Origin of the sequence: Ectopseudomonas alcaliphila (genome assembly GCF_900101755.1) — a bacterium.
Classification (GTDB): domain Bacteria; phylum Pseudomonadota; class Gammaproteobacteria; order Pseudomonadales; family Pseudomonadaceae; genus Aquipseudomonas; species Aquipseudomonas alcaliphila.
The window spans coordinates 1,232,867-1,247,639 of the sequence record NZ_FNAE01000001.1; the positions used below are offsets into that span (position 1 = coordinate 1,232,867).

Consider the following 14,773-nt stretch of genomic DNA (forward strand, 5'->3'; position numbering starts at 1 on the left):
CGCGGTGCGCACCCTACACAAGCCGGCGACGCGTCACGGCGTCGGCGGCAGAGTCAGCTCGATGCTTTCTGCCAGCGAGTCCTCCAACCGCTGCAGCTCTACGCCGACCGCAGCGGCGTCATCGGCCAAGGTTTCGGCGATATGCAGGAACTCCGTCGTCGCTTCGACGAAGGCCAGCACCACCATAGGGTCGAAGCGCGTGCCGCTGGCCGCGCTGATCTGCGCCACCACCTGCGGCGGGCTGATGGGCGGCAGGTAAGGATGCCGACAGCTCAGCTCTTCGAAGTGGCCCACCAGCGCCATCAGACGCGCCGAAAGCGGAATCTGCTCGCCGAACAGCCCCTGCGGATAGCCTTTGCCATCCCAACGCTCATGCTGACCGTAGACGATGTCTTTGGCGTCGGACAGAAAGTCGGTGACGCTGCCCAACTTGCGCTCGGCCCGTTCCAACGCGTCGCGCCCGGCGATCACACCCTCGCTCAACAGGCGCAGGTCATTTTCATCCGGTTCGCCATGGCTGAGCAGCACACGATCCGGCAGGGTCATCCGGCCGATCACATGCAGCATGGCCGACTTGCCCAACTGGGCGATGCGCTCCTCGCTCAGAGACTCCGACAGGGCCGGCTGCTGTCGCGCAAGCGCAGCGGTCAGGCAGGTCATGTAGCGCTCGATACGCTCCAGGCGACGACTGCTCGGGTTGTCGCGCATGACTGCAACGCTGGCCATGGCCTCGATGGTGACGTCCTGCAGGTTCTGGATATCGCGTGTGCGGCGCTTGACCTCGAGCTCCAGATACTCGCTCTTGTCACGCAGGTAGTCGGTGGCCGCCTTGAGCTGCAGCTGCGCCCGCACGCGCGCAAGCACGATGGGTGGGCTGACCGGTTTGGTGATGTAGTCGGCGGCGCCGTGGTCGAAGCCCATTTGCTCGTCGGCCGCATCGCTTCTGGCCGTGACCAGGATCAACGGGATATAGCGGGTTTGCGGATCACTCCTGAGCGCGCGACAGAGTGCGTAGTCGTCCTGCCAGCCCAGCAGAATCAGGTCGGGCTGCGGCCGCGCTCTGGCGGCGTGCAGCGCGTCCTCGCTGGCAACCAGCCTTACCTGATAGCGGTCGACCAACAGCGCGCCAAGCCGCTGGCGCGCGTCGACCGAATCGTCCACAACCAGAATCAGTTCCTGCTCCAGCCTATCGAGCATCCCGCGCATGGTGATCTCCGTTGGCACCTGCCTAACCATCATTAAAGGCGCTGGGCTGTATTTGCGCTCACGCCGTCATACAAATGACCTCAGCAGGGGTTTGAAAGTGCAATGCGGATTGGCAGAGCAGCGAGCGCAGCCGACAATCGTCAGCAGGATCGTCACCGAAGGGCTGCCCCATGCTCGACCAGGAACGCTGCTGGCAAGCCGTCTGCGAACGTGATGAGGCGTTCGACGGGCGCTTCGTTTTCGCCGTGCGCAGCACCGGCATCTATTGCCGCCCGAACTGCCCGGCGCGGCGGCCACGGCGCGACAACGTCAGTTTCCATGCCGATTCAGCCAGTGCCGAGGCAGCTGGCTTTCGCCCGTGCAAGCGCTGCTCACCGCAAGGGCAAAGCCCGGTCCAGCAACTCGATGCACTGGTTGCGGCCGCCTGTGAGCTTCTGGGTGGCGAACAACGTCTGACGCTGCCGCAGCTGGCTGCACGCATCGGCCTGTCACCATCGCATCTGGCCCGGGCGTTCAAAGCGCGCACCGGCATGACGCCCAATGCCTGGGCCGCAGCACAGCGCAGCCAGCGCCTGGAAGCCCATCTGCCGCACGCACCTAGCGTGCTTGACGCTGCCCTGGCTGCCGGCTATTCCGGCACGCGCGCGCTGTATGAAAAGCCCCAGGCCATGAGCCCCGCTCAGCGCCGCCAGGGTGGCGCCGGCGAACGCCTGCGCTACAGCATCGCCCCCTGCCCGCTCGGGCAGGTGCTACTGGCGACCAGTGACCGAGGCGTTTGTGCCCTGTTGTTCGGCGACCAGCCGGCAGCGCTGCGTGACGAGTTGCAACAGCGCTTCGCCGCCGCCCGGCTCGAAGAGGATGAACAGGGTCTGCGCAACTGGCTGCAGCAGGTGCTGGCGCAGTTGCAGGAGCCGGAACGCGCCGCCCATCTGCCCCTGGATATTCGCGGCACGGCTTTTCAGCAACGCGTCTGGCAGGCGCTGCAGCGCATTCCCTGCGGTGAGACCCGCAGCTACGCCGAGCTGGCCGGGCAGCTGCACAGCCACCCACGGGCGATTGCCCGCGCCTGCGCCAGCAACGCCATCGGCCTGCTGCTGCCCTGCCATCGCGTGGTGGCCAGCGATGGCAGCCTCAGCGGCTACCGCTGGGGGTTGCAACGCAAGCGCCAACTGTTGGAGCAGGAGCAGTCGTAGCGCTGTCGGTGCGCACGGCGCACCCTACGACTTTCTTCGCTATGCGTTAACACCCGTAGGGTGCGCCATGCGCACCAACTCTCTCGCCGCCCCCTACACCAGCATTGCCTTGGCCACCTCGTTGCGTGTGCCGCGGCCAACCAGTTGCTCCACCAGGGTCAGGGCAAACGCCAATGCCGTTCCCGGCCCCTGGCTGGTGATGCAGTTACCGTCGACTACCACCGCTTCGTCGACGAAGGTGCAACCGCTCAGCCGATCACTGAACGCCGGGTAGCAGGTCATGCGCCGCTGCTTGAGCACCCCGTAGCTCTGCAAGGCCAGCGCGGGCGCGGCGCAGATCCCGGCGAACAGCTCGCCCGCCTTGGCCTGCTTGCGTACGCGCTCGGCCAGCGGCTCGAAATCCGCCAAATGCTGCGCACCCGGCATGCCACCGGGCAGGACGATCAGGTCGAAATCCTGCGCCAGCACGTCCACCAGCATGGCATCGGCGGTCAGGCGGGTACCACGGGCGCAGGTGATCATCCTGCGCTCTTCGATACTCGCCACCAACACTTCCACATCGGCGCGGCGCAGCACGTCGATCAAGGTCACGCATTCCAGATCCTCGACACCATCGGCGACGGCAATCAGTGCTCGCTTGCTCATTTCACCACTCCTTCAGACAGAAAATGAAACTGTCCATCTGGTCATAAAAAGACACGACAGACCGTAAATTCACCCGGCAAAACCTTGCTGGTATGATGCGCGGCTTTTGCCAGATCGAGCAATTTTCCGGCCCGTACGGACGAATGTGCTTTGCTTTCTGCAGATCAATTTCGGCGCGCTCGCGCCTCGGGGAGCCACCATGCTGGAAAGACTGTTCCAACTCAAAGCCCATAACACCACGGTGCGCACCGAGGTACTGGCCGGGATCACCACCTTCCTGACCATGGCCTACATTCTTTTCGTCAACCCGGAAATGCTGGCCAAGACCGGCATGGACCACGGCGCGGTGTTCGTCGCCACCTGCCTGGCTGGCGCCATCGGCTCACTGATCATGGGCCTTTTGGCCAACTACCCAATCGCCCTGGCGCCCGGCATGGGCCTCAACGCCTTCTTCACCTACACCGTGGTGATGACCATGGGCTACAGCTGGCAGACCGCTCTGGGCGCGGTGTTCCTCTCCGGCGCGATCTTCTTTCTGCTGTCGATCTTCAAGATCCGCGAGTGGATCATCAACAGCATTCCGCTGGCGCTGCGCGCCGGTATCGCCGCCGGTATCGGCCTGTTCCTGGCGATCATCGCGCTGAAGAACGCCGGCATCGTGGTCGATCACCCGGCCACCCTGGTCGGCCTCGGCGACATGAGCAAGGGCGGCGCGCTGCTGGCCTGCCTGGGCTTCTTCGTCATCGCCGCTTTGGCCTATCGCAAGGTCACCGGCGCGGTGATGATCGGTATCCTGCTGGTCACCGGCCTGTCCATCGTCCTCGGTCTGTCCGAGCTGAAAGGCGTGGTGTCGATGCCCCCGTCGCTGATGCCGACCCTGCTGCAACTGGACATCGCCGGCGCGCTGGATATCGGTTTGATCAGCGTGATCTTCGCCTTCCTCTTCGTCGACCTGTTCGACACCTCCGGCACCCTGGTCGGTGTCGCGCAGAAGGCCAACCTGCTGGACAAGGACGGCAAGATGCCGCGCCTGGGCCGTGCCCTGCTGGCCGACAGCGGTGCCACCATGGCCGGCGCTGCACTGGGCACCAGTACCACCACCAGCTACATCGAATCCGCTGCTGGTATCAGCGCCGGCGGGCGTACCGGCCTGACCGCCTGCGTGGTGGCTGCGCTGTTCCTCCTCGCCCTGTTCTTCGCCCCACTGGCTGGCGCCGTACCGGCCTACGCCACCGCACCAGCACTGCTGTTCGTCGCCGTGCTGATGATGAGCAGCCTGGCGCAGATCGACTGGGACGACCTGACCGTCGCCGCCCCGGTGGCCATTGCCGCCCTGGCCATGCCACTGACCTTCTCCATCGCCAACGGCATCGCTTTCGGCTTCATCGCCTGGACGGCAGTCAAGGTGCTGGCCGGCCGCTGGCGCGAACTGAACCCGGCGATGTGGGTGCTCTCGGCCCTGTTCATCGTCAAGCTGGCCTACTTCGCCTGATCAGCGCAAAAGGTGGATGACAACAGGCGTAGGGTGGGCTTCAGCCCACCGCCATGATCGTTCCCACGCTCTGCGTGGGAATGCCTCCCCGGGCGCTCCGCGTCCCGCACACCGATCATCGACAGCCACGCACGGCAACATCGCCTCCGCTACAATGTCGCCCCGTTTTCCTGCCCCAATGAGTGACCGATGAGCCGCCCCGCATTCGACCCCGCCACCTACGACGCCCAACTCGCCGAGAAGAAGGCCCGCCTGGTCGAACTGCTGGCGCCCTTCGCCGCGCCCGAGCCTGCAGTGTTCGACTCACCGCGCGAGCACTACCGCATGCGCGCCGAGTTCCGCCTGTGGCGTGAAGACGGCCAGCGTCACTATGCGATGTTCGCGCCGGGCGACAAGCACACGCCGATCCTGCTCGACGACTTCCCCATCGCCAGCCTGCGCATCAACGAGCTGATGCCGCGCCTGCGCGCCGCCTGGCAGGCCAGCGAGGCGCTGTCGTTCAAGCTGTTCCAGGTGGAGTTCCTCACCACCCTGGCCGGCGATGCGTTGATCACCCTGGCCTACCACCGCCCGCTGGACGACGCCTGGCAGGCCGAGGCCGAACGCCTGGCTGCCGAGCTGAACGTCAGCCTGGTCGGCCGCTCCCGTGGCCAGCGCCTGGTGATCGGCCGCGACTATGTGGAAGAAGAGCTGAGCGTGGCCGGGCGCAGTTTCCGTTATCGCCAGCCGGAAGGCGCCTTCACACAGCCCAACGGCAAGGTCTGCGAGAAGATGCTGAACTGGGCCTTCGACGTGCTCGGCGAGCGTGAAGACGACCTGCTGGAGCTGTACTGCGGCAACGGCAATTTCACCCTGCCACTGGCCACCCGCGTGCGCCGTGTGCTGGCCACCGAGATCAGCAAGACCTCAGTGAACGCCGCCCTGGCCAACCTGGCTGACAATGGCGTGAACAACGTCGAGCTGGTGCGCCTGTCCGCCGAGGAGCTGACCCAGGCGCTGAACGAGGTGCGCCCGTTCCGCCGTCTGGCCGGCATCGACCTCAAGAGCTATGAGTTCGGCAGCGTCTTCGTCGACCCGCCGCGCGCCGGCATGGACCCGGATACCTGCGAGCTGACCCGACGCTTCCAGCGCATCCTGTACATCTCCTGCAACCCGGAGACCCTGGCCGCCAACATCGCCCAGCTGAGCGACACCCACAAGGTGACGCGCAGTGCACTGTTCGACCAGTTCCCCTACACCCACCACATGGAAGCGGGTGTACTGCTGGAAAGGCGCTGAACCTCAGGTCGCTGGTTGCGTGCTGTCCGGCAGGGCAATGGCGTAGCCATTGAGCGATAGCACCAGCGCATGGCCTTTGGCGAGCACCACCTCGGCCTCGTTATCCTGAGCAAGCAGAACCTCGCGCAGCGTGTAGGGAATCTCGACGGGAACCCCATCGATCGTGGTGGTTTCAGAATTGGCGCCGCTGATGCTGTAGCGAACGACTTTGCCCTCGCCTTTCAAACGATAAACATCGTCAGTCAACGGCTCGTATGAAGGCGCCATGCTGCCCAGATAGCCAAACCCTTCGGCGAACTCGGCCAGGCTGTCACGCTCGTTCTGCTGCAAGGTACGGTGGGGTTTGCCATGCAGGCGCAGATCCTGAAGATTCATGCGTCCCGAGAGATGCTCGCCAAAGAAGCGGGTGGCATTGAATGCAAAGAAGGCAATCAAGCCAAGGCCGATCAGGCCCATTACGATGTCCATATCAGAGGTCCTTGTTCGCGGAGTATTGCGCCGCGAATTTTCCTGCCAAGTGACGCCTACAGCAAGCGTGCCGTATCGTGACGCACGTCTCTCGCGCTAGAGCCCTCGCAACGCCCACCAGGCCAGCCCGGCCGACACCACTTCGAGCAGCAGCGCGTAGAGGTTGAAGGTCTGTTGCGTGCCCCCGTCCAGCCACAGCCCGGCTGCGCGTGCCAGCGCCAGCACGCTGTACAGCAGCACCAGCAGAAGCAGCGCCGGGCGCAGCAGGTCCAGGCGCATCAGCGCCATCGCCAGGTAAGCGGCCAGGCCCAGTTGCAGCCCTCCGTAGTAGGCGCGCACTTCGGTCACTGCGGCGTTGCCCATCAGCAGCGCGCCGCTGAAGCTGGCCATTTCCTCGGGACGAATGAAGTAGGCCAGCCCCAACACGACCAGGGCAGCGATCTGGATCAACAGGACGATTCGGGCGAAGAGCATCGGCAGGTTCCAGGCAATGGGTGACTGCCGCCAGCATAGGCCGCCACTGGTCGCGACGCATAGTCGCAATGGCTTGGGCAGCCGCTATGTCGGCGCTATGCTGAGCATTCGTTTATCTGGAGCCTTGCCATGCGTCGTTCCCTGCTCGCCCTCTGCCTCTTCACCAGCCTGGCTCATGCCAGCGAGCCCCTGACCATCGATGTGCACCGCGATGCCAACTGCGGCTGCTGCAAGGCCTGGATCAGCCACCTGCAGGACAACGGTTTCACCGTCAACGACCATGTCGAGGCCGACATGAGCGCCGTCAAGCAGCGACTCGGCGTACCGCCGCGCCTGGCTTCCTGTCACACCGGCGTTATCGACGGCAAGTTCGTCGAGGGCCATGTTCCAGCCGCCGACATTCTTAAACTGCGTCAGCGCCCAGACCTGATCGGCGCCGCAGTACCCGGCATGCCCATGGGGTCGCCTGGCATGGAATATGGTGATCGTGTCGACGCCTATCAGGTCATCGGCCTGGATAGCGAACGCAAGGATCAGTTGCTCAGTGACTACCCGGCCAACTGAGTCGGGCGCCAAGGCAGCTAAACTGCAGCGATCAGCAACCCAGGAGTGCCGCCATGCGCTGGCAACGCGGTAGACGCAGTGACAACGTGGTGGATGCGCGCGGCCGTTCCGGCAGGCGCATCGGCGGCGGCCTGAGCCTGGGCGGCGTGGCGGTGATCGTCATCGTCGGCCTGCTGATGGGCCAGGACCCGCTGCAGATCCTTGGCCAGATCGCCGGCCAGGCCACCCAGCCGCAGGTGACTCAACCGCAGAGCGCGCCAGCGGCGAACGACGAGCAGAGCGAGTTCGTCCGCGCCATCCTCGGCGATACCGAAGACACCTGGCGCGAGCTGTTCCAGCAGGCCGGCCAGCAATATCGCGACCCGCAACTGGTGCTGTTCTCCGGCGGCGTCAATTCCGCCTGTGGCTTCGCTAGCTCGGCGGTTGGCCCCTTCTACTGCCCTGGCGATCAGCGCGTGTATCTGGACATGGCGTTCTTCCGCGAGATGGAGCAGCGCTTCTCCGCCGCCGGCGACTTCGCCCAGGCCTACGTGATCGCCCATGAGATCGGCCACCACGTGCAGACGCTGCTGGGCGTATCGGCCAAGGTCAACGCGGCGCGCCAGCGCGGCGAGCGGGTCGAGGGCGATGGCGGCCTGCTGGTGCGTCAGGAACTGCAGGCCGACTGCCTGGCCGGGGTCTGGGCGCATCATGCACAGCGCCGGCATGACTGGCTGGAGGCCGGCGACCTGGAGGAGGCGCTGAATGCCGCCAGCGCCATCGGTGATGACCGCCTACAGAAGCAGGCGCGCGGTCAGGTGGTGCCGGACGCCTTCACTCACGGCACTTCACAGCAGCGCGTGCGCTGGTTCAGCACCGGTTTCGAGAGCGGCCAGCCGGGGCGCTGCGACACCTTCAAGGCGGCTCGTCTGTAACGCGCCGGGTCAGACCACGAAGCGCTTGCTCCACCAGGCAAACCCACAGGCAGCAGCGCCGCACAGGGCAATCACCAACGCCATGGGCATGGCCGAACCATCATGCAGGAAGGCCACCAGCGCCGACGCACTGGCCGCCACGCTGAATTGCATGCTGCCCAGCAGCCCGGAAGCGCTGCCGGCATGCCGGCCCTGCCCGGCCATGGCGCAGGCCGTGGCATTGGGCAGCACGCAACCGAGGCTGGCGACGCAGATGAACAGAGGGACCATCAGCGGCCACAGCTGCACCGGTTGCCACAAGGCCAGCACCAGCAGGCACAGGCCGCTGGCCAGGTACACCAGCACCATGCGCCGCAACCACAGCGCCGGGCCGCCGCTACGCACCAGGCGCGCGTTGACCTGCGCCATGATCACGAAACCCGCCGCGTTGCTGCCGAACAGCCAGCCATAGTGCTCGGCCGGCACGCCATACAGCTCGATGAAGACGAAGGGCGAGCCGGCGATATAGGCGAACATACCGGCCATGGCCACACCGCCGGCCAGGCTGTAGCCCATGAATGGCGCATTGCCCAGCAGCGCGCGGTACTGGCCGAAGGCACCGCTCAGCGGCGCCGGTTGCAGATGCTGCGGACGGGTCTCCGGCAACCACAACAGCACGGCCAGCAGGCACAGGCCAGCGAAGATCGCCAGACTGTGGAAGATCGACGGCCAGCCCAGGGTGTTGAGCAGCAAGCCGCCCCCCAGGGGCGCGAGAATCGGCGCCAGCCCCATCACCAGCACCAACTGCGAGAACACCTTGGCCGACGCCAGTGGGTCGCACAGATCGCGTACCACGGCGCGGGTGATCACCATGCCGGCGCAGCCACCGAGGGCCTGCACGAAACGTGCGGTCACCAGCCACTCCAGGTTCGGCGCCAGGGCGCAGGCCAGCGATGCCAGCGTGAACAACGCCACACCAACCAGCAGCGGCACGCGACGACCGAAACGATCCGCCAATGGCCCGTAGAACAGCTGGCCAATGGCGATACCAACGAAATAAGCCGCCAGCGACAGCTGAATATGTTCGACGTCGGTGCCGAACTGCTGGGCCAGTGTAGGGAAACTCGGCAGGTAGAAATCGATGGCCAAGGGGCCGAAGGCGCTCAGCGCGCCCAGAATCAGAAGGGTTCGCAGGTTCATGAATATTCCGGACAATTGTTAGCCGGCTAATCATCTCACCGACCAGGCCGCAGATGAAAGCGCGGACCGCCCAACGACGGCTCGCGGTTATCAATGCGGCGGCTGTTCTTCCCTGGCCTTGCCGCGCTGGCTCACCCGCTGCGCCGCCGACTCCACCAGCAGGTAGAACATCGGAATGAGGAAGGTGGCCAACAGCGTGGCCGCGAGCATGCCGCCGATCACCCCGGTGCCGATGGAGTGGCGACTGGCCGAGCCGGCACCGGAGCTGATGGCCAGCGGTACGCAGCCGAGAATGAACGCCAGCGAGGTCATCACGATCGGACGGAAGCGCAGCTTGGCCGCCTCCAGCGCCGAGTCGAAGATGCCCTTGCCTTCGGCGCGCAGCAGCACGGCGAACTCGACGATGAGGATGGCGTTTTTCGCCGCCAGGCCGATCAGGGTGACCAGGCCGACCTGGAAGTACACGTCGTTCTGAATGCCGCGCAGCCACACCGCGAGAATCGCCCCGAAGACCGCGAAGGGTACGGCGGTGACCACCGCCAACGGCAGCGTCCAGCGCTCGTATTGCGCGGCAAGAATCAGGAACACCAGGATCAGGCCGAAGACGAAGGCCTGGGTTCCCGAACCCTGAGTCGCCAGCTCCTGATAGGCAGAGCCGATCCAGCCCAGGCTGTAGTCCTCGCCGAGCACCTCGTCGGCCACTTCCTGCATCGCCGCCAGCGCCTGTCCGGAGCTGTAGCCCGGCGCGGGGCCGCCGAGCACCTTGGCCGAGGGATAGACGTTGAAACGGTCATAGGAGTCCGGCCCAAGGATGCGCCGCACCCGCAGCAGGGTCGACAGCGGCACCAGATCGCCGCTGCTGGAGCGCACGTAGACCTGGCCGAGATCCTCCGGCTTGCGGCGGAACTCCGATTCCGACTGCAGGCTGACCTGCCAGGTACGCCCGAAGAGGGTGAAGTCGTTGACGTAGTAACTGCCGAAGGTCGCCTGCATGGCGGTGAACACGTCGCTGACGCTGACGCCCAGTGCCCGCGTCTTGGTCCGATCCAGATCGATGTAGTACTGCGGCACGTTGGCGCTGAAGGTGCTCTGAATACCGGCCAGCTCCGGCCGTTTGCTGGCGGCCTCGACGAAGGCCTGAACCTTCTCGCCGAGCTGCTCGACGCTGCCACCGGAACGGTCCTGAATGAAGGACTCGAAGCCGCCGGTGGTACTCATGCCGGTGATCGGCGGTGGGTTGAACGACAACACCAGGCCATCCTTCTGCGCAGCGCCCATGCCCATGAACTCGCGCGTCAGATTGCGCGCATCGAGCTCGGGCGTGGTGCGCTCGCTCCAGTCCTTGAGCGGCACGAAGGACACCCCGGCATTGCTGCGCACGCCGAAGGTGAGCACGTCGAAACCGGCGAACGTCACCACGTCTTCGACTGCCGGATGCTCCATCAGCTGCTGGCTTACCGCGCCACTCAGGGCCTCGGTGCGATTGAGCGAAGCGGCCGGTGGCAGGTAGTAGGCGTTGATCACGTAACCCTGATCCTCATCGGGCACCAGCGAGCCGGGCACACGCGAGAACAGCAGCATGATCAGTGCGATCATGCCGCCGAACAGCAGCAGGCCGACCAGCGAACGTTTGAGGAAGAAACGTACCCCGGCGCCGTAGCCCTCGGTGGCCTTGTCGAAGAAACGGTTGAAGGCGCGGAACGGTGCCGCCGGCTCGTGGTGTCCGGGTTTGAGCAACAGGGCGCAGAGCGCAGGAGAAAGAGTCAGGGCGACGATGCCGGAAATCACCACCGACACCGCAATGGTGATCGCGAACTGCTTGTACATCTGCCCGGCCAGGCCACCGAGAAAGCCCACCGGCACGAACACCGCGCAGAGCACCAGAACGATGGCGATGATTGGCCCGGTCACCTCCTCCATCGCCTTGATCGAGGCATCTCGCGCATTGAGCCCCTGAGTGCGCATCACCCGCTCGACGTTCTCGATCACCACGATGGCATCGTCCACCACGATGCCGATGGCCAGCACCATGCCAAACAGCGTCAGCAGGTTGATGGAGAAGCCCAGCATGTACATGCCGGCGAAGGTGCCAACCAGCGACACCGGAATGGCCAGCACCGGAATCAGCGTGGCGCGCCAGTTCTGCAGGAAGATGAACACCACCAGCACCACCAGCACCAGCGCCTCGAAGAAGGTGTGGATCACCTCCTCGATGGAGACCCGGACGAACTTGGTTGTGTCGTAGGGAATCTTGTAGGCGATCCCTTCGGGGAAGCGTTTGGCCAGCCGCTCCATGGTGCGCTGCACCGCTTCGGCGGTGTCCAGGGCGTTGGCACCGGGCTGCAGGTAAATGCCGAAGGCGGCGTTCTGCTGGCCATTGAGGGTGGTGACCAGCGAGTAGTCCTGCGCGCCCAACTCGACCCGCGCCACGTCCTTGAGCAGCAGGCTGGCGCCGGTGTCGTCGGTGCGCAGGATGACGCTCTCGAACTCCTTGGGATCGGTGAAGCGTCCTTGCGTGGTTACCGTGTAGGTGAAGTCCTGCGGCACCTTGAGCGGCTGCTGGCCGAAGCTGCCGGCGGCGAACTGCGAGTTCTGCTCGCGGATGGCATTGACCACATCGGTGGGCGTGAGGTTGTACTGCGCCAGTTTGTCCGGGCGCAGCCAGATGCGCATGGAATAGTCCTTGGAGCCGAACTGGCTGGCATCGCCCACGCCGGGCAGGCGCTTGAGCTCGTCGATGACGTTGATCAGCGCGTAGTTGCTGATGAAGATCGGGTCACGCGAATCATCCGGCGAGTAGAGGGTGATCACCTGGAGGATGTCGGAGGACTTCTTCTCCACCTTCACGCCCTGGCGGCGTACCTCCTCCGGCAACTTGGCCAGCGCCGCCTGCACCTTGTTGTTGACGTTGATGGTGGCCTGGTCCGGGTCGGTACCGACCTCGAAATACACCGTCAGGCTCATCGCCCCACTGCTGGAGGAGTTGGACAACTGGTAGATCATGTTCTCGACGCCGTTGATCGCCTGCTCCAGCGGTGCGGCCACGGTTTCGGCGATGACCTGCGAACTGGCGCCAGGATAGGCAGCCGAAACCGACACCTGCGGCGGCAGGATTTCCGGGTACTGGGCAATGGGCAGTGCGCGCATCGCGGCCAGGCCGGCGAGCACGATGACGATGGAGATGACGGTGGCGAATACCGGACGGTCGATGAAGAAGCGCGAGATCATGGCCGTTACTCCTGCGCCGGGCTTGCAGGCGTGGCTGCCTTCGCCTCCTCGACCTTGACCGGGCTGTCCGGCCGGACCTTGGCCAGGCCGTCGACGATGACCCGCTCGCCATCGCTGACGCCGGCCAGAATCACCCAGCGCCCACCAGCCGTATCGCCCGTGGTGACCTGACGCATGCGTGCGACGTTCTGCTGATCCACCACATAGACGAAGGTGCCACGCGGCCCCTGGGCGACGGCACGCTCCGGTACGGTGACGGCGTTGGGGCGAGTCAGGCCCTTGACCTGCACACGCACGAACTGCCCGGGCAGCAGCTTCTGCTCGGGATTCGGCACCACGCCACGGGCGCTGACGGTGCCGGTACCGCGGTCGATCAGACTGTCGGTGAAGTCCACTTCGCCAGCGGTCGGATAGGCCGATCCGTCCCCGAAATGCACTTCCACGCTGAGTTTGCCGCTGGCCGGTGGCACCAGGCTGCCTTCGGACAGTTCGCGGCGCAGACGCTCGGCCTCGGCGTCCGGGTAGGCGAAGTTGACGAAAATCGGATCGAGCTGGGTGATCTGCGTCAGCAGGCTGGCACTGGGATCACCAGCGACGATCAGGCTGCCTTCGGAGACGCTTTCCTTGCTGGTGATACCGGTGATCGGCGCCTTTACCGTGGTGTAGTCGAGGTCGATCTGGCGCGACTGCACCTCGGCCTGGGCCGCCTCGATATTGGCCTTGCTCTGCTCGAAATTGGAGATGGCATTGTCCAGCTCGCTCTCGCTGGCGAAGCCTTTTTTCTGCAGTTCACGGATGCGTTTGAGGTCGCGATCGGTCTGCCGAAAACGCGCCTGCTCCTGCGCCAGAGCGCCCTTGGCACGGGCCAGGGCAGCCTCGTAAGGGCGCGGATCGATGCGAAACAGCACCTGATCCTTCTGCACCCGACTACCCTCCTGGTAGGTGCGTTCCTGCAGGATGCCGCCGACCTGAGCCCGCACCTGCACCTCGCGGTAACCGGCGGTTCGCGCCGGATATTCCAGCACGATGGGCAGTTCGCTGGCCTTGATCTGTTCGACCGTCACCGCTGTCGGTGGCACATCGGCAGCCTGGACGCTCGCGGCCAGCAAGGCCAGGCTGAAGGGCAGGCAGAAACCGACCAGACGAACGAAGGGCATGAGGCATTCCTCTCCTTGGCTAGACGCGGGGCAGATGCAGGACAACCAAGCCCGCCACCAGCAGGCGGGGCAAAATCGGTAAACTCGGCACAATCTGAGCCTAGTTCCAATTAACCGGATCGCCATGCGTAGAACCAAAGAAGATGCGGAGAAAACCCGCTGCGCCATCCTCGCTGCTGCGGAACAGTTGTTCCTCGAGCGTGGGGTCGCCCATACCAGCCTCGAGCATATCGCCAGACATGCCGGGGTTACGCGCGGTGCGGTTTATTGGCACTTCCAGAACAAGGCGCATCTGTTCCACGAAATGCTCAATCAGGTACGCCTACCGCTGGAGCCGCTGGCCCAGCAACTGGCAGCGGTCGATGGCCTGTCATCGCTGCAGCTGCTGCGTGATCTGTGCATCGAGGCCATGGCCAATCTGGTGCTCGACGAGCAACGCCGACGCATCCTCACCGTGCTGCTGCGCCGCTGCGAGTTCACCGAGGAACTGCGCGAAGCCGAGGAACGTCACGAGACCTTCGTCAATCAGTTCATCGACCTGTGCGAACAGCAGTTCGCCCTGCCGACCGTGCAACCGTACCTGCAGCCAGGCATCACCCCGCGCCTGGCCTCGCGCACGCTGCACGCGCTGATCGTCGGCCTGTTCAGCGACTGGCTACGCGACCCCAGCCTGTTCGACGCCCAGACCGATACGCCGGCGATGATCGACAGCTGCTTTCGCGGCCTGCTGCAGCAGTGGCCTTAGCCGCTCCAAACCCTAGGCCGGCGCAACCTCGTAACCCGCCTCGCGAATGGCGAGCTGTATCTGCGCAGCATCCAGGCCGCCCTCCACACGCACCAGCCCTGCAGCCAGATCGACCTCGACCCTGGCCGCCTGATCAAGCGCCTGAATCGCCTGGGTGACGGATCTGACGCAATGACCACAAGACATTCCGCTAACCTTGAATTGCTGCATCTGCTGACTCCTTGAACCGC

At 64.9% G+C, this 14,773-nt stretch carries 14 protein-coding genes; 6 read left to right on the forward strand and 8 right to left on the reverse strand.

What is annotated here, in order from left to right; translation table 11 throughout:
• Nucleotides 1–33 precede the first annotated feature (33 nt).
• Nucleotides 34–1,206 (reverse strand): HD-GYP domain-containing protein, encoded by a 1,173-nt coding sequence (locus tag BLR77_RS05950; protein WP_074675915.1) that lies wholly within the window; start codon nucleotides 1,204–1,206, stop codon nucleotides 34–36.
• 170 nt (nucleotides 1,207–1,376) lie between these two features.
• On the opposite strand from BLR77_RS05950, the gene ada reads away from it, so the two are divergent.
• A complete protein-coding gene (gene ada / locus BLR77_RS05955; RefSeq protein WP_074675916.1) occupies nucleotides 1,377–2,399 on the forward strand; it encodes a bifunctional DNA-binding transcriptional regulator/O6-methylguanine-DNA methyltransferase Ada in 1,023 nt (340 codons plus the stop codon).
• Nucleotides 2,400–2,492: 93 nt separating this feature from the next.
• Here ada and BLR77_RS05960 read toward each other — a convergent pair whose 3' ends face one another.
• Nucleotides 2,493–3,044, reverse strand: coding sequence for a DJ-1 family glyoxalase III (locus BLR77_RS05960; RefSeq protein ID WP_074675917.1), 552 nt, complete (start codon nucleotides 3,042–3,044; stop codon nucleotides 2,493–2,495).
• 199 nt (nucleotides 3,045–3,243) lie between these two features.
• Between BLR77_RS05960 and BLR77_RS05965 the strand changes: the two genes are divergently transcribed.
• A complete protein-coding gene (locus tag BLR77_RS05965; protein ID WP_074675918.1) occupies nucleotides 3,244–4,536 on the forward strand; it encodes an NCS2 family permease in 1,293 nt (430 codons plus the stop codon).
• Between the two features lie 189 nt (nucleotides 4,537–4,725).
• Nucleotides 4,726–5,814: a tRNA (uridine(54)-C5)-methyltransferase TrmA gene (gene trmA / locus BLR77_RS05970; RefSeq protein ID WP_074675919.1), complete on the forward strand. Its 1,089-nt coding sequence runs from the start codon at nucleotides 4,726–4,728 to the stop codon at nucleotides 5,812–5,814.
• 3 nt (nucleotides 5,815–5,817) lie between these two features.
• On the opposite strand, the gene BLR77_RS05975 is transcribed toward trmA, so the two are convergent.
• Nucleotides 5,818–6,270 (reverse strand): intracellular growth attenuator family protein, encoded by a 453-nt coding sequence (locus BLR77_RS05975; protein ID WP_139202888.1) that lies wholly within the window; start codon nucleotides 6,268–6,270, stop codon nucleotides 5,818–5,820.
• 108 nt (nucleotides 6,271–6,378) lie between these two features.
• Nucleotides 6,379–6,756, reverse strand: a complete 378-nt coding sequence (locus BLR77_RS05980; protein ID WP_074675921.1) for a DUF4345 family protein — start codon at nucleotides 6,754–6,756, stop codon at nucleotides 6,379–6,381.
• Between the two features lie 129 nt (nucleotides 6,757–6,885).
• Between BLR77_RS05980 and BLR77_RS05985 the strand changes: the two genes are divergently transcribed.
• Nucleotides 6,886–7,320 carry a DUF411 domain-containing protein gene (locus BLR77_RS05985; RefSeq protein WP_074675922.1) on the forward strand — a complete coding sequence of 145 codons (435 nt, stop codon included), beginning with the start codon at nucleotides 6,886–6,888 and terminating at the stop codon, nucleotides 7,318–7,320.
• Nucleotides 7,321–7,373: 53 nt separating this feature from the next.
• Nucleotides 7,374–8,234: a KPN_02809 family neutral zinc metallopeptidase gene (gene ypfJ, locus BLR77_RS05990; protein WP_074675923.1), complete on the forward strand. Its 861-nt coding sequence runs from the start codon at nucleotides 7,374–7,376 to the stop codon at nucleotides 8,232–8,234.
• 9 nt (nucleotides 8,235–8,243) lie between these two features.
• Here ypfJ and BLR77_RS05995 read toward each other — a convergent pair whose 3' ends face one another.
• The 3 genes from BLR77_RS05995 to BLR77_RS06005 all read right to left on the reverse strand — a co-directional run bounded on the left by BLR77_RS05995 (nucleotide 8,244) and on the right by BLR77_RS06005 (nucleotide 13,798).
• The gene (locus BLR77_RS05995) at nucleotides 8,244–9,413 is read right to left on the reverse strand and encodes a Bcr/CflA family multidrug efflux MFS transporter (RefSeq protein WP_074675924.1); all 1,170 of its coding nucleotides are present in this window, start codon (nucleotides 9,411–9,413) and stop codon (nucleotides 8,244–8,246) included.
• 90 nt (nucleotides 9,414–9,503) lie between these two features.
• Nucleotides 9,504–12,641 (reverse strand): efflux RND transporter permease subunit, encoded by a 3,138-nt coding sequence (locus BLR77_RS06000; protein ID WP_074675925.1) that lies wholly within the window; start codon nucleotides 12,639–12,641, stop codon nucleotides 9,504–9,506.
• A gap of 5 nt (nucleotides 12,642–12,646) precedes the next feature.
• Nucleotides 12,647–13,798: an efflux RND transporter periplasmic adaptor subunit gene (locus BLR77_RS06005; RefSeq protein WP_074675926.1), complete on the reverse strand. Its 1,152-nt coding sequence runs from the start codon at nucleotides 13,796–13,798 to the stop codon at nucleotides 12,647–12,649.
• A 124-nt stretch (nucleotides 13,799–13,922) separates the two neighbouring features.
• Between BLR77_RS06005 and BLR77_RS06010 the strand changes: the two genes are divergently transcribed.
• On the forward strand, nucleotides 13,923–14,543 hold the full coding sequence (locus BLR77_RS06010; RefSeq protein ID WP_074675927.1) for a TetR family transcriptional regulator: 621 nt from the start codon (nucleotides 13,923–13,925) through the stop codon (nucleotides 14,541–14,543).
• Nucleotides 14,544–14,555: 12 nt separating this feature from the next.
• On the opposite strand, the gene BLR77_RS06015 is transcribed toward BLR77_RS06010, so the two are convergent.
• The gene (locus BLR77_RS06015) at nucleotides 14,556–14,753 is read right to left on the reverse strand and encodes a heavy-metal-associated domain-containing protein (RefSeq protein ID WP_074675928.1); all 198 of its coding nucleotides are present in this window, start codon (nucleotides 14,751–14,753) and stop codon (nucleotides 14,556–14,558) included.
• Nucleotides 14,754–14,773 lie beyond the last annotated feature (20 nt).